The sequence below is a fragment of the Flavobacterium terrigena genome (assembly GCF_900108955.1).
GTDB classification, from domain to species: Bacteria; Bacteroidota; Bacteroidia; order Flavobacteriales; family Flavobacteriaceae; genus Flavobacterium; species Flavobacterium terrigena.
Window position 1 is genome coordinate 680,480 of sequence record NZ_FNYA01000001.1, and the last position, 25,878, is coordinate 706,357.

Genomic DNA, 25,878 nt, shown 5'->3' on the forward strand with positions numbered 1-25,878 from the left:
AATAGTGAATAGTGAATAGTTGGCTTTCCATACTAATCACTATACATATCCACTATTTTTTTAATAAATAATTTTTAAAACCAATTAACAATTTATTAAGTACTATTAATTCGTTTTCTATAATTTCATTCCTAACAACATATTTCAATCTAAGTGAAATCAAATATTGTGTTTCAACTTCCGCCAAAGAACCAATCGCAATATGTATAAACTGAATCAGCTCTTTATCACTCTTTCGCCCAGATCCTTCCGCAATATTTGATGGAATTGAAACCACAGCTCTTCTTATTTGATTTGTCAATCCGAATTTTTCTGAATCTGGAAAATCATTTGTCATTTGATAAATTGACTCCACCAAATCCATACTCTTTTTCCAAACCTCTAAATCCTTATGATTCACAATCTATATTTCTTTTCACTTTTCAAAACCCCATTCACAATTCACTAATCACAATTCACTTCTAAACCGTATCCATAAAGGTTTTTTGCGTTTTATTAAAAACTAAAATCCCTAGAAATAAAATTACTATTGAAAATATGGATGGATATACTAAAGAATACGCATCAAATGAACCAATACCAATATAAGCATATCGCATATATTCGAATAAACCAACAAGCGGATTCCAATCTAAAACCCATTTGAAATTTTCAGGCACTGCTGAACTTGGATAAATAACTGGTGTTGCATACATAAATAGTTGTATTCCAAATCCGATTAATTGATTTAAATCTTTGTACTTTGTAGTCATTGAAGATAAAATAAGTCCAATTCCCATAGAGATCAATGCCATTAATAAAATGACAAATGGAGTTAACAATATCCAGATATTAGGAGTGATTTTATTGATTAAAGTATAATAAACGATAAAACACACAAACAATAAAAATTGCACTCCAAATTTCATTAAATTAGAAATCACAATGGTTAAAGGCATTATTAATCTTGGAAAATAAACCTTTCCAAATATTCCTGCATTCGCATTAAAGACTCCAGAAACTGAAGTTAAACAATTTGAAAAATAATTCCACAAAGTAATACCAGCCATATAAAAAATTATTTTTGGTGAATCTTCAGTAGACAACTGAGCAATATTACCAAAAATTACAGTAAAAGTAATTGTGGTTAATAAGGGCTGAATAAAAAACCATAAAGGTCCTAAAATAGTTTGTTTATAAACCGTAACGAAATCTCTCTTTACAAACAAAACCAATAAATCTCTATAATGCCATAATTCCTTAAAATTAATATCAAAAAGAGAATGTTCAGATTCTATTACAGTATCCCATTCATTAGTATTCGTTTGCTTTTTTTTCATTTATTTTTATTTATCTTCTATTCAAAATGCCATTTACATTTTAAAAATCATTTCACATCGTATAAGTGTTGTAATATATGCTATTTCTTCATAAAATCAAACACTTAAACCAAGCTCCAAAATTAGTCTATTTTAAAGAAGTACCAAATAATTTTTTTAAAAGAAATAGCACCAACAATCTTATCAAATAGCAACTAAATGAATCGCTTTTTATAGCAATTTTTAACTAATTATTTTTGTTATTTAATTTTCAAAACGAGAAAAAAAATAACAGCTTTTGTTATTTAAGAAATCAGAACAATTCATCACTGACAATATTCTAAATTCGTAAATCCAAAGCACTTCTTAATCTACATTAAGTACTTCTGCTAATTTGATTCTGTAACTTTGTGTAACAATTTAAAAACAAAATAGTATGTCAACAAAAAATATAGAATTAATAGCCGAACCAAAAGCACCACATTTTGTTGGTGATGGTTTTAGAGTACATAATTTTATTCCAAGTGGATATCGTTTGGATATGGAACGTATGAGTCCGTTTATTATGTTAGATTACAATTCGAAATATCATTTTTCACCTTCTGAAATTCCGAGAGGAGTTGGTGTTCATCCGCACAGAGGTTTTGAAACTGTTACTATTGCTTATAAAGGAAAAGTCGCACATCATGACAGTTCGGGTGGCGGAGGAATTATTAGCGAAGGAGATGTACAATGGATGACAGCAGCTTCAGGAGTTTTACATAAAGAATATCACGAAGAAAACTTCAGTAAAACGGGTGGTGAATTTCAAATGGTGCAACTTTGGGTGAATTTACCTGCAAAAGACAAAATGTCAACTCCAAAATATCAAGCGATTTCAAATGATGAAATGAAACGTTATGAACTTGCAGATAATGCTGGGTTTATTGAAGTAATTGCAGGAAATTATAAAGACATAAAAGGTCCAGCTTCTACATTCACACCAGTAAATATGCAGAATGCAAAATTGATCAAAGGTGGAAAAGCAGATTTTTCATTTCCTGCAAATTACAACACGGCATTATTAGTAATTGAAGGAAGCATTAAAGTAAACAACAAGGAAATAATTCCAACGGATCATTTCGGTTTATTTGAAAATGATGGTGAAGATTTTACGATTGAAGCATTAGAAAACGCAATTGTTTTAGTCTTAAGTGGAGAACCAATTAACGAACCAATATTCCCACATGGTCCATTCGTAATGAATACTAGAGAAGAAATTGTTCAAGCAATTGAAGATTTTAACAATGGAAAATTCGGACATCTTGAAGATTAATCTCAAGTTTTTAATCTCACACTAAGTCTGTCGAAGTATCTAAGTTCTTATAAAAACCAAAACACAATTCCACTCAACTGTCAGACTGAGCTTGTCGAAGTCCTTATGAAAATAAAATCGTAAATCCAAAATCGTAAATCGTAAATAAATATGAAACCCGAATTCGAAAATATCTCACTTATAAAAAACGAAGAAAAGCATCGTTTTGAAATCACTTTTAAAAATCACAAAGCATTTATCGACTACAAAGAAAGACCTGGTAAAATTTCACTAATTCACACCGAAGTGGAACCAGAATTAGAAGGTAAAGGTGCCGCAACAGCTGTGATTGAAAAAACGCTAGAATACATCGAACAAAACAATTTCAAACTCGTTCCACTTTGTCCGTTGGTGTTTGCCTACATAAAAAGACATCCAGAATGGAAACGAATTGTAGATGAAAATTTTAAAGGTTTTGAAGAATAAATCGTAAATTTCAGAAAAAAATAATATGTCGAATATACAATTAATAATAGAAGAACGTTCCGCCGATATTGGTAACTTTATGGTTGGAAGACTGCTCCCATTCCGAGAAAAAAGAACTGTTGGACCTTTTGCCTTTATTGATCATATGGGACCAACTTATCTTAAAGACTATCAAAATTTAGACGTTGGACCTCATCCTCATATTGGACTTTCTACTTTAACTTATTTGTTTGAAGGCAGTATCATGCACAAAGACAGTTTGGGTACTGAAATTGAAATTCAAGCTGGTGCAGTAAACTGGATGACTGCTGGAAAAGGAATTGTTCATTCTGAAAGAACGCCACAATATCTTAGAACTTCAGATAAAATGCTACATGGTTTACAAATTTGGGTAGCGCTTCCGAGAGAATTAGAAGAAATGGAACCTAACTTTACTCATATTGAAAAAGACGATTTACCACATTGGGAACAAGATGGCGTTTCTATAAAATTAATTGCGGGTGAAGCATTTGGTAAAAAATCACCAGTTCCTGTTTATAGTCCGATGTATTTTTTAGAAATTAAATCAAAATCTGCACAAAAAGTAAAAATTGGCGACCATTTATTTGGCGAAAGTGCCTTGTATATTTTAGAAGGAAGCATAAAAAGCGATGGAAACACATTCGAACCGAAACAAATTTTAATTGCCAAAGACAGTAAACTTTGTGAATTTGAAATGACTGAAAACACAACTTTTTATATTTTTGGTGGTGAAGCTTTCCCAGAAGAACGATTTATTTATTGGAATTTTGTATCTTCCACAAAAGAAAGAATAGAAAAAGCAAAAATGGATTGGCAAAATCAAACATTTCCAAAAGTTCCAGGCGAAACGGAATTTGTACCACTTCCGCCAGAAAATAACGCTTTTAAAATTAAAAAGTAACCAAAAACCTTTAATATTATGAAAAACAACGATTTAGGATTACTAATTTTCAGACTTTCATTAGGATTATTAATGCTTTTACATGGAATAGCCAAACTTACTCACGGAGTTGATTTTTTAGGAGACATGTTTAAAAATTTAGGACTTCCCTCATTTTTGGCTTATTCCGTTTATATTGGAGAAGTTATTGCTCCTGTATTAATTGTCATTGGCTATCGCACTAAATTAGCAGCAATAGTTTTTGCATTTACTATGGTAGTTGCTGTAGGTATGGCGCATTCAGCAGATATTTTCTCATTGAGTGAAACTGGAGGTTGGGCATTGGAATTACAAGGACTTTACTTTTTTGGAGCTTTAGCTTTATTTTTTACTGGAGCTGGAAAGTATGCTGCATCAACCAATTCTAAATGGGATTAATACAAATAATATTTTAAAGATACATACACAGCCATACAACTAAACTTGTGTGGCTGTGTTGTTTTAACGACAAACAATAAAAAAATTCCAAATCGTAATTCACAAATCAAAAATTATGTCATCCTGAGCCTGTCGAAGGACGTAATTAAGAAAACAAAAACTATCTTTGCAAAAAAATATTTATGTTTTCCTTTTTAAAATCTAAGCCAACTTTAGCCTCACTAATTCCAAATAATTATGTGGATATTCATTCGCATGTATTACCTGGAATTGATGATGGTGCTAAAAACCTTAAAGACAGTCAGTTTTTAATGGAATCGATGATTGGTTTTGGATTTAAAAAATGTATTACTTCGCCACACACCATGGCAAACGTTTACAACAATACAATTGAAACCATAAATAACGCTAAAAATAAAATTGAAAACGAATTACCAGATTTAGCTCAACAACTAGATTTAAGAGCTGCTTCTGAATATTTTATTGACGAGAATTTTATAGAAAACTTCAAATCGAATCCTTTATTGACATTAAAAGACAATTATGTTTTAGTAGAAATGTCTTTCTTAAATCCGCCAATTCAACTACACGACTATTTATTTGAACTACAATTGGCAGGTTACCAACCCGTTTTAGCGCATCCAGAACGTTATGCTTATTATCATACGAATTTCAAAGGTTTTGAAAAGCTAAAAAAAATGGGCTTAAAATTTCAGTTGAATTTATTATCAAGTGTGGGTTATTATGGTCCTGATGTGACAAACACAACCGATAAACTTTTAAAAGCAGGTTTTATTGATTTTGTAGGTTCAGACATACATCACAAACAACACATCGATTCTTTTGCTAGAAAAGTTGCCATAAAACAAACTAAAGCCTTACAAATTGCAATAGAAAACAATCAGTTTTTCTTGTAGTACAAAGTATTTAAAAAACTACTGATAACAAAATTCTTTTTCATTAGGCTTCGACAAGCTCAGCTTGACAATTGTGGAATTACGAGTTTAAAAAACTAATAAAAATAATTTCTATTTACCTAGAATCTTCTTCCACCAAGGTTTTGTTTCTACATCAACACCATAACCATATCCGTAGCCATAACCATATCCGTAACCTTTTTGTGAATCGGTATCGTTAATTAAAATAGACATATTTGGCAACTTCGATTCGTTGTATAATTGTTGTGGTAATTTCAACATACGTTTGTCTAAATAATTCGCACGAGTAACATATACAAAAGCATCTGCTAAATGACCAACAATAAGTGTATCTGTAACCAAACTAACTGGTGCCGTATCAACAATAATATAATCGAATTTAGTTTTTAGTTCATCGAACAACTTCCCTACTTTTTTATCCATTAATAATTCGGCTGGATTTGGAGGAATAATTCCAGCAGGAAGCACATAAAAATTAGAATAATTATCAATCTTAACAATTAATTCATCAATTGAATTGTATTTATTTGACGATAAATAATTCGTTAATCCAACACCAGGAACTTGTAAATAATTCTCAATTTTTGGGTTTCTAATATCTAATCCAACCAATAAAACTTTCTTATCTGACAAAGCAATTGTGGATGCTAAATTTACCGAAACAAATGTTTTTCCTTCTTTAGGAAAAGTAGATGTTACAAATATTGTTTTCGCAAAACCATCTTGAACATCTTTTAATAAAAACTCTAAATTGGTTCTTATGATACGAATAGCTTCAGCTGTATTTGTTCTACTATTTAATTGAATAATTTCATTTGGATTGTCGGCTTTTGGCACATCTCCAATAAAAGGAATACTTGTATTTCTTTCAATATCTAATCTTGATTTAACCTTATTATCGAAGAAATCTAAGATATAAATTACAGAAAACGGTAAAACAACACCTAGTAATAATGCTATAAAATATATTAATGATCTATTAGGTGAAATTGGAGAATAAGACTCAATTGCTTCATCAATAACTTTTGCATTAGGTTGAGTAACCGCTAGTGAAATTGCTGTTTCTTCTCTTTTTTCTAATAAATACAAATACAAAGATTCTTTTACACCTTGTTTTCTTGAAATTATTCTAAATTCTCTTTCCTGTGTTGGAATTTGAGAAATCTTACCTGACAACTTAGCATTTTGTTTGGCAAAATCTTTTCTTTTAATTTCTAAAGAAACCCTTAATTGCTGTAAACTAGATTGAACAGAACCTTGAAGTGAATATATTTTTTTAGTTATTCCAATAACCGCAGAATTGCTTTCACCAGCCGTTTTTAATAACCTATTACGTTCTAACACTAAAGTATTATACTGCTTAATTAATTCATTTGAGCTCGCATCTCCCGACAAAACATTAGCTGGAATTAAATCGTTAACTGTACTTGCTTTCAAATAGTCAAGCATTGTGTTAACCACTTTTAATTGCGTATCTGTTTCAATTTCCTTCTTTTCAAAATCGCTGGCATTTTCTAAAAACAAACCTGCTTCTGAAGCTATATCTGTAACTTTATTTGTCTTTTTAAAAGTTTCTGCGTCTTTTTCAACATTATCTAATTCAGAGTAAATTAGTTTCAATCTGTTTTCAATAAATTTTGCCGTGTTTTCTGCAATAAAGTTCTTATCTTCAATTGCATCTTTATTGTAATTTTCTACTAATTTATTTAAAAAATCTTTTGCTCTTACTGCCAAAGGATCAACTAAATTCAATTCAATTACACTCGTGTTTTTCCCTAAAGTAAGCACGTTTAATCTCCCTTTAAAGCTATTAGCAATATTTTCAACTGGATGAACTTGAACGTTAATTTTGAAATTATTATTATCATGGAATTCACCATTTTTTAATACAATAATTTCAGAATCTTTATATTCAATTTTTGTTCCGTAACTAAATACTCCAACTATTTTATTATCTGATGAGAATTCAAATGAATTTTGAGCCTTTGAAGAAACAGTATACTGATGAAATATATCTTTATCAGCTTTGTTTTTTTTAGAATGGATTAATTTTATTGGTGAACCGTTGTATAATTCGCCATCTCTAATATTTCCTTCATTGATATAAATTACGTTTAATTCTAAATCTGAAACTGTTTTCTGAATCAAACTTCTCGATTTAACAACTTCAACTTCATTATCAACGTTACTTTTAATCCCTTTTAACATTCCAATATCTGAAAAAGCAGATAATTCAGATGCCATTCCTCCTTTTCTATCATCTTTCACTAAAATAGTGGTAGCAGCTTTATATTGAGGAATTGTATATCTTAAATAGATAAATGCTAGAGTAAACATTAGTATAACTGATACTACAAACCATTTCCAATAGCCTAAATATTTTTCAATTTGCTCTCTAATATTAATAGTAGCAAAAGTATCCATTTCGTTATTTTTTGAAAAATCTGACATTTTACTTTAATGTTAAGGCTAAAATAGTGACCACTAATGACAATGCCGAGATTCCAATTGTTAAGTTGGGTCCAACTGCAGATGAATTTACTTTTGTTTTATTTGGCTCTACATAAATCACATCATTTTGAGATAAATAATAGTTTTTCGAGTTGATAAAATCTGTTTTGGTAATGTCTATTTTTTCGTAAGTTTTCACTCCGTTTTTTTCTCTAATCAATAAGATGCTATTTCTTTTTCCGTAAATCGTTAAATCACCCGCTAAAGCTAAAGCTTCCACCAAAGTCACCCTTTCTCCAGAAATAGAAAACACACCAGGTTTGGCTACTTCTCCTAAAACAGAAACTTTAAAATTCAACAATCGCACATTTACAATTGGATCTGAAATGTGTCCGTTTTTTAAAAGCGCTTTTATTTTATTTGTTGTTTCAATTCGAGTTAATCCACCAACTTTTATTGTTCCTAACATTGGAAATTCGATGTTTCCTTCTTGGTCAACAACATAAGCTTGATTTCTTTCTTGAGCAATTACATTTTCTGAATTTCCTTGAAAAGCAACAGTTTTCAAATTATATGGCGAAGCTACTTCAGGGTTTTCTGAAGAAACAATAATTAATAATTGATCATCTGGTTGTAAAGTCGTTTCAAATTTCACATTAGCATCTAAAGAACCTGAACTATTTAGATACACCATTTTAGATGGCGACGTACAAGAAACTAATGTTATGAAAACTAATAGAAGACTATATATATGCTTATTCATTGGGTGCTTTTTTTACAAAGATAATTTTTTTACTGATAAATGCTCTATTTCAACTAATTATCGAACTTTTCAAATTTTGAGTTTAAACTTATGAATTCTGGAACGATTTGTTTCATCTTAATTACCAAAGCATCCGATTTATTTTCATTCGCTAAATCTATTAATTCCAGAACATCTTCGTTTAGAGAAATATAATTTTCAGTAGTGTCTTTAGCAATCATAATTTTTTGATGATGCGTAGGTAAAGTCGTAGAAGCATTGGTTAATAATTCTTCAAATAATTTTTCGCCAGGTCGCAAACCAACCACTTCAATTTTAATTTCTTCTTCTGGAATATAACCTGCTAATTTTATCATTTTGTGGGCTAAATCTATAATTCTTACGGGTTCACCCATATCAAAAATAAAGATTTCGCTGCCTTTTCCCATCGCGCCAGCTTCCAAAACCAATTGACACGCTTCTGGAATGGTCATGAAATATCTGATAATATCAGGATGTGTGATTGTTATTGGTCCGCCCGCATTAATTTGTTTTTTAAACAAAGGTACAACTGAACCATTCGAACCCAAAACATTTCCGAAACGGGTGGTAATAAATTTGGTTGAAGATTCACCCATTTGATCTAAATAAATAGATAACGATTGGACATATTTTTCGGCAATACGTTTGCTCGCACCCATTATGTTACTTGGGTTTACCGCTTTATCTGTAGAAATTAACACAAAACGTTCTACTTTATATTTAACCGCTAAATCTGCTAAATTTTTAGAACCTAAAACGTTAGTAAAAACCGCTTGATTTGGATTTTTCTCCATTAACGGCACATGTTTGTAAGCCGCAGCATGAAATACAAATTCAGGTTCGTATTGTTCGAAAACATTTTCCAACTGTTCTTTATTTCTAACATCAACAATGACTGGAATTATTTCTAAGTTAATCTGATTTAACTCTAAAGTTAATTGATGTAAAGGAGTTTCTGCTTGGTCTAATAAAATGATTTTTGAAGGCGAAAAATGAATAACTTGTCTTACTATTTCACTTCCAATAGAACCTGCAGCACCAGTAATTAATATGACTTTATTTGAAACTTTATTTGAAATTTTAAAATTATCTAAAACAATTTCATCTCTGTTTAATAAATCTTGAATTTCGAAAGTTTTAATTCGTTTCGAAATATTTTTTTGAGAATTCCAGTCGGAAATTACAGGAATCGTTAATAATTTTACGTTGTTTTCTAAACACTCATCAACCAAAGCTAATTGTTCGTTTTTGCTTAAACCATTATTCGAGAGAATTAGTAATTCTGCATTTAAATCATTTAAAATACTTTTTACATTTTGATTGTGATGATAAATAGGCAATCCTAAAATTTGCTTCGTCTCATTCTTTTTAGAATTATCGGCAAAACCGACTAATTTATATCTTTTTGGATATTCGGCATTTATTGCATTCGCTAAAGAAATCGCATTCGAATCGGTACCATAAATAACAATATTCTCCAAATTATTCTGATTGCCCGAATCTAAATAAACTTGATATAGCACTTTTACGACAATTCTGAAAAACAACAGAAAAATAAAAGAGAATAAGAAAGTAAGAAATAAGGCTGGCATCAAAAATATCTTCGTACCTGCTTTATAAAAATGAATATAATTTAATGCAGATAAAGCTAAAAAAGAACTAAATGTAGCTTTAAATAAATTGTAACCATCATTTAGAGTAGAATGTCTGATAATTCCTGCATAGGTTTTAAATGCAAAAAAGAAAAAAGATTGCGTGACTAAAATGATTATCGTTCTGCCCGTTAAATCAAGTGTGTTGTAATATTTGTACGTTAAGTGAGTAATTAAAAAATACGTAACAATATTGGCGAAAATGACAATAAAAATATCAATAGAAAAAATAATCCATCTTGGCAAATAACCAAAATGTAGAATTTTATCTTTTAGGAATAAATCTGAAAATATAGATTTATGAGATGTTTTATTACTTTTCACAGCTAAAAATTGGCTTACAAATGTAACAAAATTTGCTTACTAAACGAGATTTATAACTTAAAGAAATTTTCAATTACGTTTAAAACTCTTGCTCTATCAGAATCCGTTAAATTAGAACCTGAAGGCAAACACAAACCTTTTTCGAATAAATTTTCAGAAACCTTTTCGCCATAATACGGTGCGTTTTGAAAAACAGGTTGCAAATGCATTGGTTTCCATAACGGTCTTGTTTCTATATTTTCAGTTTCAAAAGCTAATCGTAATGCTTCTCTTTGTTCATATGATTGCAATAAAATAGCCGATAACCAATGATTAGAATAAAAATCAGAATTAGGTTCCGTTAATAATTTTACATCATTTATTTTAGAAAAAATTTCACAATAAAATTGATGATTGGCTCTTCTTAAATTCACATGTTTGTCTAACACTTCCATTTGACCACGACCAATTCCAGCGCAAATATTACTCATTCGGTAATTATAACCAATTTCCGAATGTTGGTAATGTGGTGCATTATCTCTAGCTTGAGTTGACAAGAAAACTGCTTTATCTTTTAATTCTTTTGTGTGAGTCACCATTGCACCACCACCAGAAGTTGTGATAATTTTATTTCCATTGAAAGACAACACAGAAATATCGCCAAAAGTGCCACATTTTTGATTTTTGTAAGTACTACCTAAAGCTTCCGCACTATCTTCTAAAATTGGGATTTGATATTGATTAGCAATAGCTTTAATTTCATCCATTTTAGCTGGCATTCCATATAAATGAACAGGAATTATAGCTTTTGGGTTTTTACCCTTTGAAATTCTATCTTTTATGGCTTTTTCTAATGCAATTGGACACATATTCCACGTTTCCATTTCGCTGTCAATAAAAACTGGTGTGGCTCCTAAATAAGCAATTGGATTCGCTGATGCCGAAAAAGTCATCGATTGACAAATCACTTCATCCCCAGGTTTTACATCTAATAAAATCAAACCTAAATGTAAAGCAGCAGTTCCAGAACTTAAAGCACCAACAAAAACATCTTGAGTTAGATAGTTTTCTAAATCGGTTTCAAAATTATTCACATTCGGACCTAAAGGTGCTACCCAATTGGTATCAAACGCTTCGTTAACATATTTTTGTTCTGTTCCGCCCATATGTGGCGACGATAACCATATTTTTTCTTGTTGCATGTTATGCTTCTTTATATTTAATAATCTTGCCTGGCACTCCAACAACAACTGCATTATCCGGAATATCCTCAATAATTACAGTTCCAGCTCCAATCACCACATTTTTACCAATAGTAATACTTTGAATTACTGTTGCTCCAATTCCAACTTGAGTAAACTCACCTACTATCACATTTCCACCAAGAGTTGCATTTGGTGAAATATGAACATAATCGCCAAGTACACAATCGTGTTCAATAATTGCTCCAGTATTTATGATACAATGCTTACCTATTATAGCTTCAGGATTTACCACTGCTGTTGCCATTATTTGAGTTCCTTCTCCAATTTTTGCAAATTTAGAAACCACTGCACTTGAATGTATTGTCATAACGTAATTGGTGTTTAATCGTGAGGCAATTTTTTCTCTAATATAATTATCTCCAATAGAGATAATACATTTTTTATCTTTTAAAATATGAACATTTTCTAATTTTTCAATCGTATAAGTATATAAACTATCCGCTTTCGGATTGTCGTCTAATATTTTTCGAATACTATATTTTTTTTCACTTTCTAAAACATCAACCACAACTTTACAATGACCGCCGGCTCCAATTAAATAAATTTCAGGTAAGCTACTAAAAGGTTCAATTGTTGCAACATCTTTTGCAGAAATACCTTCACTTTTAATTACTTTTTTCACCGTTAGAAAAAGTATTTTTACATCTAACCAAAAAGAAATATTGTTGACATAATAAACATCCAATTCAAACTTTTTATCCCAAGAAATGGCATTTCTCCCGTTTACTTGCGCCCAACCTGTAATTCCTGGTTTTACATTGTGCCTTTGATTTTGAAATGCGTCATACAAATGTACATAATCCGTTAACAAAGGTCGAGGTCCAACAATGCTCATATCGCCTTTTAGCACATTTAATAATTGCGGAATTTCATCTAAAGATGTTTTTCTTACAAACTTTCCAATAGTCGTTAATCGTTCTGAATCTGGCAATAAATTACCTGAAGCATCTTTTTTATCGTTCATTGTTTTGAACTTGATAATACGGAATACTTTACAATTTTTCCCTGGTCGCGGTTGAATAAAAAACGGCTTTCCATTATTAGCAAAATACAACCCTATTGTTATAAATAAAATTATAGGCAACAAGAAAATAATTCCTATTGCAGCAAAAACAATATCAAAAAAAGGCTTAATTGTTTTATACATTTTTATTTTAAAACATGGTTGTAAATATACATTGTTTGCTTGATTAGTTTTTCTTTTTCAAAAACTTCTAATACTTTGTTTTTTCCAGCGACTTTCATTTTACTTGTTAGTTCTGAATTATCTAAAACAATTTCTATTTTATTTACAATTTCATCAATATTCGACAAATCGCAAGTAAAACCAGTTTCATTATTTAGGACCAATTCGGGCAAACCGCCTCTATTTGATGAAACAGTTGGGATTTCGAATAATAAACTTTCGAAAACGCCACCCAAATTTTCAGATTTCGACAAATATACAAAAGCATCAAAATTAGAAATTACCTCATAAACATTGGAATATTTTCCAGTAAAGATAATTTTGGATTGGCTGATTTTTTCCGCTTTTAATCTGATTTCTTGCTCGTATTTTTTATTGTTTCCAAAAGTAGCTCCTGCAATTACTAAAATCACATCGTTCCTTTTTTGAAGGATTTTGGCAAAAACTTCTAATAAAATTTCATGACCTTTTAAACCAGAATTTTCATAAAATTTTGGTGGATAAATGTATGAAGCCGTTCCAATTATTTTTGTATTCGAATCAATATCAAACTTGTTTTTAAAATCAGAACTCGTTACAGATTCTTTTGTTTCTAACAATTTTAGAACATCAATATAAGCGTAATTTAAAAATAATTTATTTGGAGAAATGTTTTTACTCAAATATTTGTTTAAAATATATTTTGAAGTGGCTATCCAATAATCGTTTTTCTGAGCGCTTTTTCTATCAAAAAAATTAAATAAAGGATTCTCTAAATGCAAAGGTCCAACTACCTGAAAAAGTCTTGGAATTTTCACATCTCTTAAAAAAAAGCGAGCGTATAAAGTCGTTTGTGTAAACCAACTATGAATAATATCTGGTTTGTCATTTAAAACAATTCTTCTAAATGCCAATCCGTTTGAAAATAAAGCAGAATTTAAAGCAAAATTAAACTCATACACATTACGACAAATTTCTTGGTATTCTTCAAAGTGTTTTCCGCCACTTGGAACAATAACACTGAAAGTTACATTTGGGTTTTGCCTCTTAACTTCTCTCATAAGATTTATTGCCCAAGATGCGCCTTCGCTTGTTTTTATTAAATGTAAAATGTGCATTATTTTCGATTTAATAAATTAATTTCCTCTTCAAAATTTCGCAAAACGATTTCTTTATTGTGTTTTTTCTGTGCGAATTTCCATGCTTCATTCCCAATTTGATTCAGTTTTCCTGGACTGGAAATAATTTCGTTTAAAACATTCTCAATTTCTTGAGTTTTATTTGCTGTAAAACCAATATTATTATCTTCTATATATTTTATAGATGCCGATTTTTCCCAACCAATGGCTAATATGGTTTTTCCTGCTTCTAAATAATCTACAATTTTTGTAGAAAAGGATAAAGCAGTTGCTTTCATTAAGTGTTTATCGAAAGATTCAACATGCAAAAGCACATCGCTATCAGATAAAATTAACGGAATTTGATCATAAGCAACTTTGCCCATTAAATGAACTGAATTGGAAGAAAGCAACTTGTTTTTGTCTTGTTCGTTAATTTCGTTTGCCGTATAAATGTACAATTCTGCTTTTGTTTCTGTTTTATTGATTTTCTTTAAAATATCAGCAAATTGAATTAAGGTATTTATTCTTCCATAAATTACATTTCCAGTATATACAATCTTTATAGGTTGATGCGTTTCAGAAATAATTGGTTCCTTTTTGAAACTTCCTGTTTTGTATAATAATTTAAATTCGGAGTTATAAATTTCGTGATATACTCTAGCTTGTTCTTCAATTATACAATAATTTAAATCGCTTAATCGAATCGTTTTGTTCATATACAATCGAAGTATAATTCTATTTATCCAATACAGTGGCGAAAAAGAATGTTGTCTAAAAGTGACTAAATCATCACAATGGAAAACCACCAATTTTGCATTGGTTTTTTTCTTTGCGTAATAGACTAATTTGTGTGTATAAAAGGAATCGTACGAAGTTGTAAAAATTACATCTGGATTAAATTCTGATAAAAAATTGTCTAGTTTTTTAGATTTCCAATTTACAATACTCCAAAGTAATTCTCTTAACCATAAAAAAAAGTGCCATCGGTATTTTCTGAAAAAATTATAGAATTTTTTTTCGCTTTCTTCGTTTTTTATTTCGCTAGTATGATTTTTTTGATTTTCTAATTCTTCGATTTTAAATGAATAACCTGCCGTATCAATTTTTCTCAACAGTTTTTTTACTAATAAACTTTCAGAAATTTTAAAGTAGTTTTTACAAATAGGATTACTAGGAATTTCATCTCTACAATAAAGGTTAGCAATACTATCAGCATCCCAATTTTGGAACATATTAGACAACGTATTACCACTATTATTTGTATCGTTCCAAGAATCTCTACTTATTACTAATACTTTTGGCTTCTTATTCATTTCAATTTATTAAGAATAGTTGCTTTTATAAAAGTTTTTTCCTCTTTATGCAATCCTAAAAACCAAATTACAAATAAATAAAAAGTGCTTAATAAAATGCCCGCAAAAATAAATAAAAACCACGAGTTTATGGTTATAAAACTGGAAATTGAATAGCCAAATAGCAATGTTAAAAACAAAGGAAAAAGAAACGAACTAAAACATTTTGTGAAAAAATGCACTATGTTAATTTTAAGTATTTTATGATAAATGACATTCATACCAATTACATGACAAAGCATGGTTGCAGTAAAAATCCCTATTCCGCAACCTAAAGCGCCGTAAGTTGGTGCTAAAACAAAAGATATAATGACACTTATTATGGAAGATGAAATAAAAATTATAGCTCTGTATTTAAGTTCATTAACCACAACCAGATACGTTTGCGCGATTTCTTGAGTTAGCGTTATAAAACCTGGTAAAACTAAGAACAACATTACTAAATAAGCATCGGAAAATTGAGTTCCCATCCAAAGTTGGATAAATGGTTTTCCTAAAGTAATGATTCCAATAAAAACCAAACCCATTAAAAACAGTTGAAATCGGCCAACTTTAATCATTAATTTGGTTACTTCTTCTACATTGTTTTCCAAGTTATGTAATTGTGTAACTTTTGGTAAAAACAATCCGTTTAAGGCGTGAGCCAATGTCCAAATGTAACCTTCAATTATAATGGCAATTGAAAAAATTGCGATTTGAGAAGTTCCAGAAACTATTCCTAAAATAACTGGTGCAATGTTTATTAATAAGCGTTGCGCAATAGCAATTACGGTTGTCCAAATCGAAAAGGAAAATATTTCTTTTAATAAAGTGGAATCAGAATAAGAAAAAGCAACTCGAATTGTTGTTTGTCTATAGAGATATGTCGTTTTAATTACAATAATTGATAAACCAACTATGGCATTTACTAGAATTAAAGCATACAATTGATACCCCATAAGAATGGCAAATATCATAAGTCCGATAGTTGCCACTTTACTAATAATTTCACAGCTTTTTAATACAATAAATTTTTCATAAGCAATTAGTACACCATCTAAAGTAAGAAAAGGAAAGGAAATTAAACTAAAAGCCCCAGCAATAAGATAAACTTCTTTAAAAAGGACAATTTCAGTAGCGTTTAGTTTGACAAAAATATTTTCTATGAAAAAGTACAACACAATTAAGATTACAAAAATTGCTGTATTTATACCTAAATATAATTTTGAAGTAATACCTAGAAGCTGATTGATTTTTGTTTGATTTTGCTCGGCTCTGTATTTGCTAATATATCTTGCGATGGCTTGACCTAAACCAAAATCCATCAGAAAATAAGAGATGAAAGAATTCACCAGAATATACAATCCGTAATTAGACATTCCGATATGGCGAATCATCCAAGGTGTATAAATAATACCAGCCAATATGTTAAAGGCTAGTGTTAAGTAAGAGATTATAGCTCCAATTTTTATTTGTTTATGGCTACTCATATCTTAACTTTTATTTTTTTTACTTCTAATTCCTAATAGCAATTCATATACATTATTAAGCTTTAAATAAGTTGCGATAATTGCTCCAATAATTAAAAAGAAGGTTATTAAACTTAATAATACCAATGGATTTATAAATTCCATTATTGGATGATTGAAAAAGAATTTTCTAAAAGGAAACACCAAAAATTGAGTTAAATAAATAGCAAAAGAAAGTTCTGAAACTTTATATACTATGGCGTTATGAAATATTTTTCGGGTTGATAATGCCAGAATTAAAACAAAACCAAACAAATCTGTAAAAAATGCTAATGAAGAAAAATAACCTCCATTTTTAGGTTCAATGTAAACCGATACTATTACAAAACAGATATAGAAAAATAATAAAATTAGCCATTTTGAACTTACAGTTTCAATCAAAATTTCCATTTTGTTTTTTAATAAAATCCCGATAGCGAAAAATCCTATCCAATTAAAAATATTGAAATAATTGTAAAAAATGAAATTCGGAAAGCAAATTTTCCAAAAGGAATCAATTAAACCAAAAGATGTCAGTAATAGTGAAACTAACGTTATTATTACCGAAAAGTATAAAAACTGTAATAATTTGAAGAAACTAAAAATAAAATAGCAACTCAACAAAACTGATAAATAATACAAATAGGTTTTATAGCCAATTATCCATAACAACCAATCTAAAAAATTAAATTTCAAACCAATTAAATACAATAACGTTCCAGTAAAAACCCAAGGAACAATAATTGTTTTTATTTTATTTTTAAAAAATAAGGTTCTTCCATATTTTTCAACATTATAATAATAACCACTAATGATTAAAAAAGTAACAACGCCAACTGCTCCAATTCGTTCTGTAAAAACACTTAAATAGTCATAAGACAGACTTCTTGAATGAGCCATAATTACAGAAATAATCGCAAAAGACCTTGCAACATTTAAAACAGCATTTGTTTCTATTTTGTCTTTTTTTATCACAATTATTACAATCCTAATCTGCGTTTCAAACCATTAAAAATACTTTTGGTTTCTCCTTTCATTAATCGATAAGAAATAGATTCTACTTGTCGGTATATTTGTACTAGTGGATAACCATTTCCCATAATTCTATCAATTCGTTTTTTATAATTTTTATCTTCAATTATATATTTTGGATGCTTTAATGGAAACTCAATTTCATAAGCTTTCATGTAAAATATTTTCTTAATTCCTTTTGGCAAAATATCCATAGAAGTTGCGCCATGCGTAGCATACGAATCGATACCAATATTAGAAATTAAATTATATTTTGGTACAATGTTTAATCTGTTATTTAATATCGCTGCTGAACCAAAAATAGATTCATAATGTGCTTTTCCGCTGTTTTTATGATCCGTACAATGTTTAATGTAGCTTTTATACAACTTCTCACCCATTTCATCTTTTATGTTTTGAAGTGCGTATGCATCGGATAAAAAATCGTAATTCTCTTCCCAAGATGCAAAAACTCTACGCCAAGATGCCCAACCAGTTATAGAACCTGAAGTGGAAAACGTATAACTATATGGCGTGTTTTCATAAACTTCCATTTGGTTCATTCCGCAAATCATGTTAATACGTTCATCGTACTTATATCTTTCTAACAATTCTTTACAATATGGAAAAAAAGCTTGCGAAGGGACATCGTCGTCTTCTAAAACAATTCCGCTTTCTTCATTTTCAAAAAACCATTTTTGTGCGATATATTCTGAAGGATCACAACCATAATTTTTCTCTTGATATTTATAAAAAACTTGGCAATCCCAATCGATATTCTCAGCTAATTCACGACATTTATTAATATTTTCAACATCATCTTGCCTACCTTCTCTTGCACCATCTTGATATAAATATAAACGAGAAGGTTTAGCAATGCGAATTTGTTCCATTACTTTTCCAAAAGGTTTTGGACGAGCAAAAAAGATAATTAAAACTGGAATATCAATTAAAAAATTATTCTTACTCATGCTTATATTATTGTCGTTTCGATGTTCGTGAATCTCTGATTTCATTATTATTTATGTAACAATATTTGAGTTAATTCTGTTTTAAAATCATCATCAAGTTCTTTCATTTTCTCAACTGATGAAGAAGTAAAACTAGTGTTTTTTATAGCTTGAGCAATACTTTCTGGAGAATCTGTAGTATAAAAAGTCACATTGTTTGCAATTTTTGATTGCGCAACAACAGAAACATAACCAGAAACTACTTGTAATCCCATACTCAAATAAGATAATATTTTACTCGGAAATGAGGTTTCCACAAAATTTCCTTCCATTTTTTGAGTGCTCAACCCTATATGACACATTTGACAATAACGAATATAATCGTCGCCAAATTTCTGGCCGTCAAAAACAATTTTGCATTTGCTTTGTGCATTTATTTCATCAATTCTCGTTTGCAATAATTCAGTTTCACCAAAACCGATAATGTGAATTTGATAATTTTCATCTAAAAACAAAGCCGTTTCAATAGCATTGAAAGCACCTAATTTTTCTGTATCGATTATTCCAGCATAAACCACATGAATTTTTCCATCGTTTAATGGTTGTTCTAATTTTGGGAAGACTTTATAATTACCATAAAAAACAGCATAAGGTTTAGTCGTCTTTATTTTTTTTGGTAAAAACTCTGTAGAAAACAAATAGGAATCGGCATTTTGAATTATTTTTTGTTCCAATTTATCAAAATATGGATGCAAAGAACTTACATCTGCATAAATCTCTTCTACATCTAAAATCAGTTGAAACTTTTTAATTTTCTTAGCTAATAAAATAGGTAAAGCCAACCAAGGAGAATGATATACCAATATTTTTTCGTTTTTTTTGGCATGCTTTATTAAAAAGAAAAACAACCAAAACAAACTAAATAAAATTTTTATATAACCAATAAATTTGTTTTTTGTTCCGAAACTAGGAGCGAAAACAAGGTTGAGTTTATTTTTAATTGAAGTTGTTTTTGAAGCTGTATATTTTGCAAAACTTGCCGAATCGTCATACCAAGATGGAGAAACGATTTTTACCTGCAAACCAATATCTAAAAGCACATTACTTACATAATCAACTTGTGAAACAGCTGCTACAGAAGAAACTCTTTTATATGATTGATTAGGAAAATCATAAAAACTGATATATAAAATATTTTCTTGCATACTTTTAATCTGATTCATAATAGTGTTCGCCTAATCGCATTTCTTGCCAAAAGAAGGCATACCGAATTGGGGCTGCGAAATTAGCTTTTAAATGCAAACTTATAAGTAAAATCATGGCGAAAATTGTGATATCGTTTTTTACTTTTCTAGAAACACTTTCAAATGAATTTAATATTTCTGGAATTAGTAAAACCATAAAAAATGAAAAGTATTGTACCAATCTTAAATACCCATGAATTTCATAAACGAAAGAAAGGAAAAAAACAGCAAATGAGAATGCAACAAAATAAAACCTCGCGTTTTTATTAGTTGCTATAATTTTATCATGTCTTAAAGCAGCCAACAAAGCAATTAATAACAAAAGGGCCACCAATGTTGTTGGTTTGTATTCATCATAATGTTCGTATTCGCTATACGATTCAGATAAACTTGTAAAAAAAGTAGTTATTCTTGCACTAAAAGTAAAGAGTATTGGAAAGGATAACAAAGAAGTCCATAATAACCATTTTGTCTTTTTAACAAGTGTAAACAAGGCAAACGGTATAAATATTAATACCGATTTATGAATAAATGATATGGCTAGAATAATGATAAAAAACCAAATAAAATGCGATTTTTTTCTTAATAAAAAGTAGGAAAACAAAACAAAAGCAGTAACAATAGTTTGTCTTATACCGGTAAAAGAATAGAAAGTATAAAACATGCAACTATAGATGATATACGCCATTACAACATCTCTTAATCTAGTCGTGTTCTTATATAAAAAATAGCCAAAAGCGCTAAAAAACAAAACGGCTATAAAGAATAAAAACACTTGATAATCATCAGAAAATATTTGAAATATCTTTTGAAAAACTAAATATCCAGGATCTTTTCCTTCATCAAACTTTAAAAAATTAAAAAATGCTTCGTAAATGTTTTTCCACGACATTTGTTTAACTTCTTCAAATCCAACGTAATATCCATACGTATCATCACCAACTGCAACATTTCTTAAACCCGATTGTAGAATAAGTGCGAAACATATAATTTTAATGTATTTTTTTCGCACCATATTGCTATTTTTCTCCGATTTATATCGATGCGAAAAAAAAAGCCCTACTAGGAAAGTAAAAAATATTATAATTAAGTTTACTACCATTTAATTTGTACTATGATATAAATTAATTGTTTTATTGATGTTGGGTTGCTTTAAAAAATTACACTTTACAAATGAAATACAATTTTGTGAATAATAATCTTTTGTGTTTGATTTAATACGATTAATACTTTCACTCATTTGCGAAATATTTTCTTTTTCCACTACATAGCCACAATTTTCTCCTACAATTTCTGGACAAGCTGTAGTGTTATAAACTATTACTGGTGTTCCGCAAGATAAGGCTTCTGCGATAACTTTTCCGAAAGTATCTTCTAAAGACAAATGCACATACACATCGGCAATATTGTACAATTCTGCCATTTTTTGTTTAGAACTGATATATCCAATTGGTATTACATTTTTAGGTATTTTGCAGTTTTTATCAATATTACCAACGATAATCAATTGAAACTCTTCAGATAAATTTGAAGCTAATTGGATTAAATTCAACCATTTTTCATCATCTTTTTGCCAATATGCACTCACAAAAAGCAAGGTGAATTTTGAAGTATTTATTTGTTTTTGAAATGAATTATCTTCTAATTTTATTGGTTTAAAAACCTCAATATCAATCCAATTATATATAGTTTTTATGTTTTTTTCTTTTAAAAACGATTGTCTAACTTGACTTTCCAACCAATTTGAAACCGTTATTATTTCAAGATTTGGCAAATTAGTTAACCATTCTTTTTTATCACGAAACATTTCTGAAGAATAATCTAAAAAAAGACTTGATGGATATTTTTGTACTTGTGGACAAGCATTACATTCCGTTTGCCATTTATAACAATTTGCAGAAGTATAATGCGCACATTTTCCTGTAAACGCCCAACAATCGTGTAAGGTATAAACGATTTTACCTTGGTAATTTCTTAAAAAAGAAAACAAAATAGGTAGGTTTAAATAATTACCATGTAAATTATGCAAATGAATTACGTCTGGTTTATATTTTTCTATAAAAGTAACAAGCTTAATTGTCCCGTTTTTAGTAAAATAGCCTTGTTTTCCGATAATTCGAGAACCTAAATTGTGTAAATGGTTTTCAATTTTTGTTCCTATTTTAAAATTATTCTTGTAAGATGCTGTTAATTGTCCGTAAGCAATATAACATTCATGACCTTCACTTTCTAAAGTAGCAGCAATTTCTTCACAGATAGAACCTGTGCTTCCATAACCAGAAACAGAATTTATTTGAAGGACTTTCATAAATTTATGCTTTTTTAGACCAAACTACACGATTTACATAATCGGTGTAACTCAAAATGATACGAACCATTTTTTCAGAAACATTTGGCATAGAATAATCGGTAACTTGGCGAAAATTACGTTCTGAACCTATTTTTTGAGTTTGTAATTGTACTAAACCTTGCATAATTCTTTCAGGCGAAAGTCCGACCATCATAACAGAAGCTTCTTCCATGGCTTCTGGTCGTTCATGTGCTTGACGAATATTTAAGGCTGGAAAATTCAAAATTGAAGATTCTTCAGAAATCGTTCCACTATCCGACAACACGGCAAAAGCATTCATTTGCAACGCATTGTAATCGTTGAAACCCATTGGTTTTAAAAACTGTACTTCCTCACGAACTTTTACATTTTGACTTTCAATCATGTTACGAGTTCGAGGATGCGTGCTCACAATAATTGGAAACTTATATTTTTCTGCAATTAAGTTTAAACTATCAATTAAGCCGTTGAAATTATCTGGATTATTGATATTTTCTTCTCTATGTGAAGAAACAACAAAATATTTTCCTTTTTCTAAATTTAAAGTGGAAAGAATTTCTGACGCTTGAATATTTGGCAAATAATGATTTAGAACTTCAAACATTGGCGAACCTGTTTTGATAATTCTATCAGCAGGTAAACCTTCACGAAGTAAATATTCTCGAGCAATATCGCTATAAGTCAAATTTACATCAGAAATATGATCTACAATTTTACGATTCGTTTCTTCGGGAACTCTTTGGTCAAAACAACGGTTTCCCGCTTCCATATGGAAAATAGGAATTTGGCGTTTTTTTGCTGGAATGGCACATAAACAACTGTTCGTATCACCTAAAACTAAAAACGCATCAGGTTGTATTTCTTCTAAAAGTGGATCGATTGCAATTAAAATTTGTCCGACTGTTTCTGTAGCCGTTTTTCCAGCTGCATTCAAAAAATGATCGGGTTTACGAATGCCTAAGTCATCAAAAAATATTTGATTTAATTCGTAATCGTAATTTTGTCCAGTATGAACAAGTATATGTTCAATAGCTTCGGAAGCGTCTAGAGCAGCCATTACTCGCGATAAACGAATAATTTCTGGTCGCGTTCCTACTACTGTTATAAGTTTTAGTTTTTTCATATCTTTTTTTTAGGGATAAGGGAAAAGTCAAAAGTAATAAGTATCATTAAAACTCCACATCTTTTTTTACTTTTTACTTGTCTCTTTTTACTTTTGCCCTGTCACTTATGGCTTTTATACTTCTTCGAAATACGTGTCAGCATCATTTGGATTGAAAAATTCATTTATCCAAAAGTTGGTGTATAAAATATCATCTCCTATGTTTTTGATATTATGCGTGTACCAAATTGGCATATCCACGTAAGCTGGTTCGTCGCCATTTAATTCGAAATTTAAAACTTCATTGGTTCCGATTTTTCGCAATTGAATTAAAGCTTTTCCTTTGATAACCGCAAAACGTTCAATTTTTCTAGTATGAAAATGATTACCCCTTGTAATGTTTGGTTTGGTTGTGGAAAAAGAAACTTGTCCGCCAACTTCTAATCGAATAATTTCTACAAAACTTCCTCTGTCGTCTGTATGCTGCGTCAGTTTCACAGGAAAATGAGTAGCAATATCCATATAACATCTAAAAGTATTGAATAAGTTTAATTCGAAAACCGATTGTAAAGTTGGAATACTTCCTTTATCTTGATATTCTGATTTATAATTTTGTAATAAAACTAAGATTTCAGAAACTTTCTTTTCAGATGTGTGTTGAATTTCTAACTTTCGCTGATTATTTTTTGTTCGAATTTGGTTGATAATTTCCTGAACCAATTCGTCTACATAAATCAGTTTTAAATTACCATCAACATCAATTTTTGGAATTTCATTATGCGAAACTTGATGACAAAATGTGGCAACAACCGAATTATAAAAAGGTTTTCCAAAAGGTCCGAAAACATTTGGAATGACTAATCCCGTAAAAGTAGCTTGTTTTTTTTCTGCCCAGTTGGCAATTACTTCTCTACCTTCTTTTTTTGATTTTCCGTATAAATTATCACGTTCTTCTTGACTTGAAGAAGAAAGTAAAACATGTGGTTTTGATTGGGTTCTTTCCAAAGAAGCGACTAATTTATGAACCAAATTCACATTCGTTTCATAAATTACTTCTTGGCTTTCGTGTCGATTCATAGCTGCTAAATGCACAATGACATCGCATTGAGAAACGAAATTATCTAAATCAGTTTCAGATTCAAAAAAATTGCGTTGAAATTCTACACGTAAAAATTCATCAGGGAATAAACCCAATGAATTATAAAGGTGTTTACCAACGAAACCATCTTGACCTGTGATTCCAACTTTGATCATTATAAATCAAAATATTTATTGATTTCTTCTCCGTAAATATCTTTTCTTATCAATGGCAATTTCAACAACAATTGTTTCATTGCTTCAACATCAAAAATCTCTGTATTATTAGAATGATATTCTTCCAATTCTGTTAATTTTATATCACCTTCAGAAAAATATTGTTCGTAATTTAAATCTCTATTATCGGCTGGAATTCTGAAATAATTCCCACAATCTTCTGCTTTAACCATATCTTCACGATTGACTAAAGTTTCGAATGTTTTTTCACCATGTCGTGTACCAATAATTTTAATTTCAGAATTAGAATTGTATAATGAGTTTAAGGCTTTTGCCAATACTTCTATTGTACAAGCTGGAGATTTCTGTACGAATAAATCGCCTTGATTTCCGTTTTCAAAAGCGTATAAAACCAAATCTACCGCGTTTTCTAATGTCATCATAAAACGCGTCATATTTGGATCGGTAATCGTAATAGGTTTACCCGATTTAATTTGTTCTACAAACAAAGGAATCACCGAACCACGTGAAGCCATTACGTTTCCGTAACGTGTGCCACAAAAAATAGTTTTAGTATCGTCTAAGTTACGAGATTTGGCCACCATCACTTTTTCCATCATTGCTTTAGACATTCCCATTGCGTTGATTGGGTAAGCCGCTTTATCTGTACTTAAAACCACTACTTTTTTTACTTCATATTTTTCAGCAATTGAAAGTACATTATCCGTTCCGATAATATTCGTTTTCACAGCTTCCATTGGGAAAAACTCACAGGAAGGCACTTGCTTTAAAGCTGCAGCGTGAAAAATATAATCGACACCTTTTATCGCTGCATCAATACTATTAACATCACGAACATCTCCAAGGTAAAATTTGACTTTATTGTTGTTGACTTTCTTACGTAAATCGTCTTGTTTTTTTTCGTCACGACTTAAAATTCGGATTTCTCTAAAATGATCGGTATGTAAAAACTGACTTAAAACCGCATTTCCAAAGGAACCCGTTCCGCCAGTAATTAATAATATTTTGTCTTTAATTTGCATAGTTTATTTG

The 25,878-nt window shown here is 30.0% G+C and carries 23 protein-coding genes and 1 pseudogene; 5 read left to right on the forward strand and 19 right to left on the reverse strand.

Annotated elements, in window-relative coordinates:
* Nucleotides 1-52: 52 nt before the first annotated feature.
* Together BMX42_RS03310 and BMX42_RS03315 are read right to left on the reverse strand one after the other, a co-directional pair.
* Nucleotides 53-400 (reverse strand): four helix bundle protein, encoded by a 348-nt coding sequence (locus BMX42_RS03310; protein WP_177169105.1) that lies wholly within the window; start codon nucleotides 398-400, stop codon nucleotides 53-55.
* A gap of 61 nt (nucleotides 401-461) precedes the next feature.
* Nucleotides 462-1,319, reverse strand: coding sequence for an ABC transporter permease (locus tag BMX42_RS03315; RefSeq protein ID WP_091308557.1), 858 nt, complete (start codon nucleotides 1,317-1,319; stop codon nucleotides 462-464).
* A gap of 415 nt (nucleotides 1,320-1,734) precedes the next feature.
* Between BMX42_RS03315 and BMX42_RS03320 the strand changes: the two genes are divergently transcribed.
* From BMX42_RS03320 to BMX42_RS03340, 5 genes are all read left to right on the forward strand, one after another.
* Entirely contained in the window at nucleotides 1,735-2,613 is an 879-nt protein-coding gene (locus BMX42_RS03320; RefSeq protein WP_091308560.1) for a pirin family protein, read from the forward strand.
* A gap of 150 nt (nucleotides 2,614-2,763) precedes the next feature.
* Nucleotides 2,764-3,078, forward strand: coding sequence for a GNAT family N-acetyltransferase (locus BMX42_RS03325; protein ID WP_091308564.1), 315 nt, complete (start codon nucleotides 2,764-2,766; stop codon nucleotides 3,076-3,078).
* A 25-nt stretch (nucleotides 3,079-3,103) separates the two neighbouring features.
* The gene (locus BMX42_RS03330; protein ID WP_091308568.1) at nucleotides 3,104-4,000 is read left to right on the forward strand and encodes a pirin family protein; all 897 of its coding nucleotides are present in this window, start codon (nucleotides 3,104-3,106) and stop codon (nucleotides 3,998-4,000) included.
* Nucleotides 4,001-4,018: 18 nt separating this feature from the next.
* Nucleotides 4,019-4,417, forward strand: a complete 399-nt coding sequence (locus tag BMX42_RS03335; RefSeq protein ID WP_091308572.1) for a DoxX family protein — start codon at nucleotides 4,019-4,021, stop codon at nucleotides 4,415-4,417.
* A gap of 182 nt (nucleotides 4,418-4,599) precedes the next feature.
* Entirely contained in the window at nucleotides 4,600-5,334 is a 735-nt protein-coding gene (locus tag BMX42_RS03340; RefSeq protein WP_091308576.1) for a tyrosine-protein phosphatase, read from the forward strand.
* 111 nt (nucleotides 5,335-5,445) lie between these two features.
* Here the strand turns inward: BMX42_RS03340 and BMX42_RS03345 are convergent, their stop codons facing one another.
* From BMX42_RS03345 to BMX42_RS03420, 17 genes and pseudogenes are all read right to left on the reverse strand, one after another.
* Complete coding sequence (locus BMX42_RS03345) at nucleotides 5,446-7,806, reverse strand: GumC family protein (protein WP_245748213.1); 2,361 nt, start codon at nucleotides 7,804-7,806, stop codon at nucleotides 5,446-5,448.
* A 1-nt stretch (nucleotide 7,807) separates the two neighbouring features.
* Nucleotides 7,808-8,569 (reverse strand): polysaccharide biosynthesis/export family protein, encoded by a 762-nt coding sequence (locus BMX42_RS03350; RefSeq protein ID WP_091308581.1) that lies wholly within the window; start codon nucleotides 8,567-8,569, stop codon nucleotides 7,808-7,810.
* A gap of 53 nt (nucleotides 8,570-8,622) precedes the next feature.
* The gene (locus BMX42_RS03355; protein WP_245748214.1) at nucleotides 8,623-10,566 is read right to left on the reverse strand and encodes a polysaccharide biosynthesis protein; all 1,944 of its coding nucleotides are present in this window, start codon (nucleotides 10,564-10,566) and stop codon (nucleotides 8,623-8,625) included.
* Between the two features lie 50 nt (nucleotides 10,567-10,616).
* The gene (locus BMX42_RS03360; RefSeq protein ID WP_091308585.1) at nucleotides 10,617-11,747 is read right to left on the reverse strand and encodes a DegT/DnrJ/EryC1/StrS family aminotransferase; all 1,131 of its coding nucleotides are present in this window, start codon (nucleotides 11,745-11,747) and stop codon (nucleotides 10,617-10,619) included.
* A 1-nt stretch (nucleotide 11,748) separates the two neighbouring features.
* Nucleotides 11,749-12,381: an acetyltransferase gene (locus BMX42_RS14455; RefSeq protein WP_143055599.1), complete on the reverse strand. Its 633-nt coding sequence runs from the start codon at nucleotides 12,379-12,381 to the stop codon at nucleotides 11,749-11,751.
* Nucleotides 12,370-12,957 (reverse strand): annotated as a pseudogene (locus BMX42_RS14500) (sugar transferase); the annotation flags it as partial. The gene BMX42_RS14455 and the pseudogene BMX42_RS14500, both read right to left, overlap by 12 nt.
* A 2-nt stretch (nucleotides 12,958-12,959) precedes the next feature.
* On the reverse strand, nucleotides 12,960-14,093 hold the full coding sequence (locus BMX42_RS03370) for a glycosyltransferase family 4 protein (RefSeq protein WP_091308593.1): 1,134 nt from the start codon (nucleotides 14,091-14,093) through the stop codon (nucleotides 12,960-12,962).
* Nucleotides 14,093-15,409, reverse strand: coding sequence for a glycosyltransferase (locus BMX42_RS03375; protein WP_091308597.1), 1,317 nt, complete (start codon nucleotides 15,407-15,409; stop codon nucleotides 14,093-14,095). The genes BMX42_RS03370 and BMX42_RS03375 overlap by 1 nt, the downstream gene beginning before the upstream one ends.
* Entirely contained in the window at nucleotides 15,406-16,917 is a 1,512-nt protein-coding gene (locus tag BMX42_RS03380; RefSeq protein ID WP_091308600.1) for an oligosaccharide flippase family protein, read from the reverse strand. The genes BMX42_RS03375 and BMX42_RS03380 overlap by 4 nt, the downstream gene beginning before the upstream one ends.
* 3 nt (nucleotides 16,918-16,920) lie before the next feature.
* Complete coding sequence (locus BMX42_RS03385; protein ID WP_091308603.1) at nucleotides 16,921-17,910, reverse strand: acyltransferase family protein; 990 nt, start codon at nucleotides 17,908-17,910, stop codon at nucleotides 16,921-16,923.
* A gap of 5 nt (nucleotides 17,911-17,915) precedes the next feature.
* A complete protein-coding gene (locus BMX42_RS03390; RefSeq protein ID WP_143055596.1) occupies nucleotides 17,916-18,962 on the reverse strand; it encodes a hemolysin activation protein in 1,047 nt (348 codons plus the stop codon).
* Nucleotides 18,963-18,964: 2 nt separating this feature from the next.
* Complete coding sequence (locus BMX42_RS03395; RefSeq protein ID WP_091308615.1) at nucleotides 18,965-20,119, reverse strand: glycosyltransferase family protein; 1,155 nt, start codon at nucleotides 20,117-20,119, stop codon at nucleotides 18,965-18,967.
* Complete coding sequence (locus BMX42_RS03400) at nucleotides 20,106-21,155, reverse strand: EpsG family protein (protein ID WP_177169107.1); 1,050 nt, start codon at nucleotides 21,153-21,155, stop codon at nucleotides 20,106-20,108. The genes BMX42_RS03395 and BMX42_RS03400 overlap by 14 nt, the downstream gene beginning before the upstream one ends.
* Nucleotides 21,156-21,242: 87 nt before the next feature.
* Entirely contained in the window at nucleotides 21,243-22,448 is a 1,206-nt protein-coding gene (locus BMX42_RS03405) for a glycosyltransferase (protein WP_091308621.1), read from the reverse strand.
* Nucleotides 22,449-22,452: 4 nt separating this feature from the next.
* Nucleotides 22,453-23,592, reverse strand: coding sequence for a non-hydrolyzing UDP-N-acetylglucosamine 2-epimerase (wecB, locus tag BMX42_RS03410; protein ID WP_091308623.1), 1,140 nt, complete (start codon nucleotides 23,590-23,592; stop codon nucleotides 22,453-22,455).
* Nucleotides 23,593-23,706: 114 nt separating this feature from the next.
* Nucleotides 23,707-24,825 carry a polysaccharide biosynthesis C-terminal domain-containing protein gene (locus tag BMX42_RS03415; RefSeq protein ID WP_091308625.1) on the reverse strand — a complete coding sequence of 373 codons (1,119 nt, stop codon included), beginning with the start codon at nucleotides 24,823-24,825 and terminating at the stop codon, nucleotides 23,707-23,709.
* Nucleotides 24,825-25,868 carry a polysaccharide biosynthesis protein gene (locus tag BMX42_RS03420; protein ID WP_091308628.1) on the reverse strand — a complete coding sequence of 348 codons (1,044 nt, stop codon included), beginning with the start codon at nucleotides 25,866-25,868 and terminating at the stop codon, nucleotides 24,825-24,827. Before BMX42_RS03420 ends, BMX42_RS03415 begins: the two co-directional genes overlap by 1 nt.
* Between the last annotated feature and the right edge of the window lie 10 nt (nucleotides 25,869-25,878).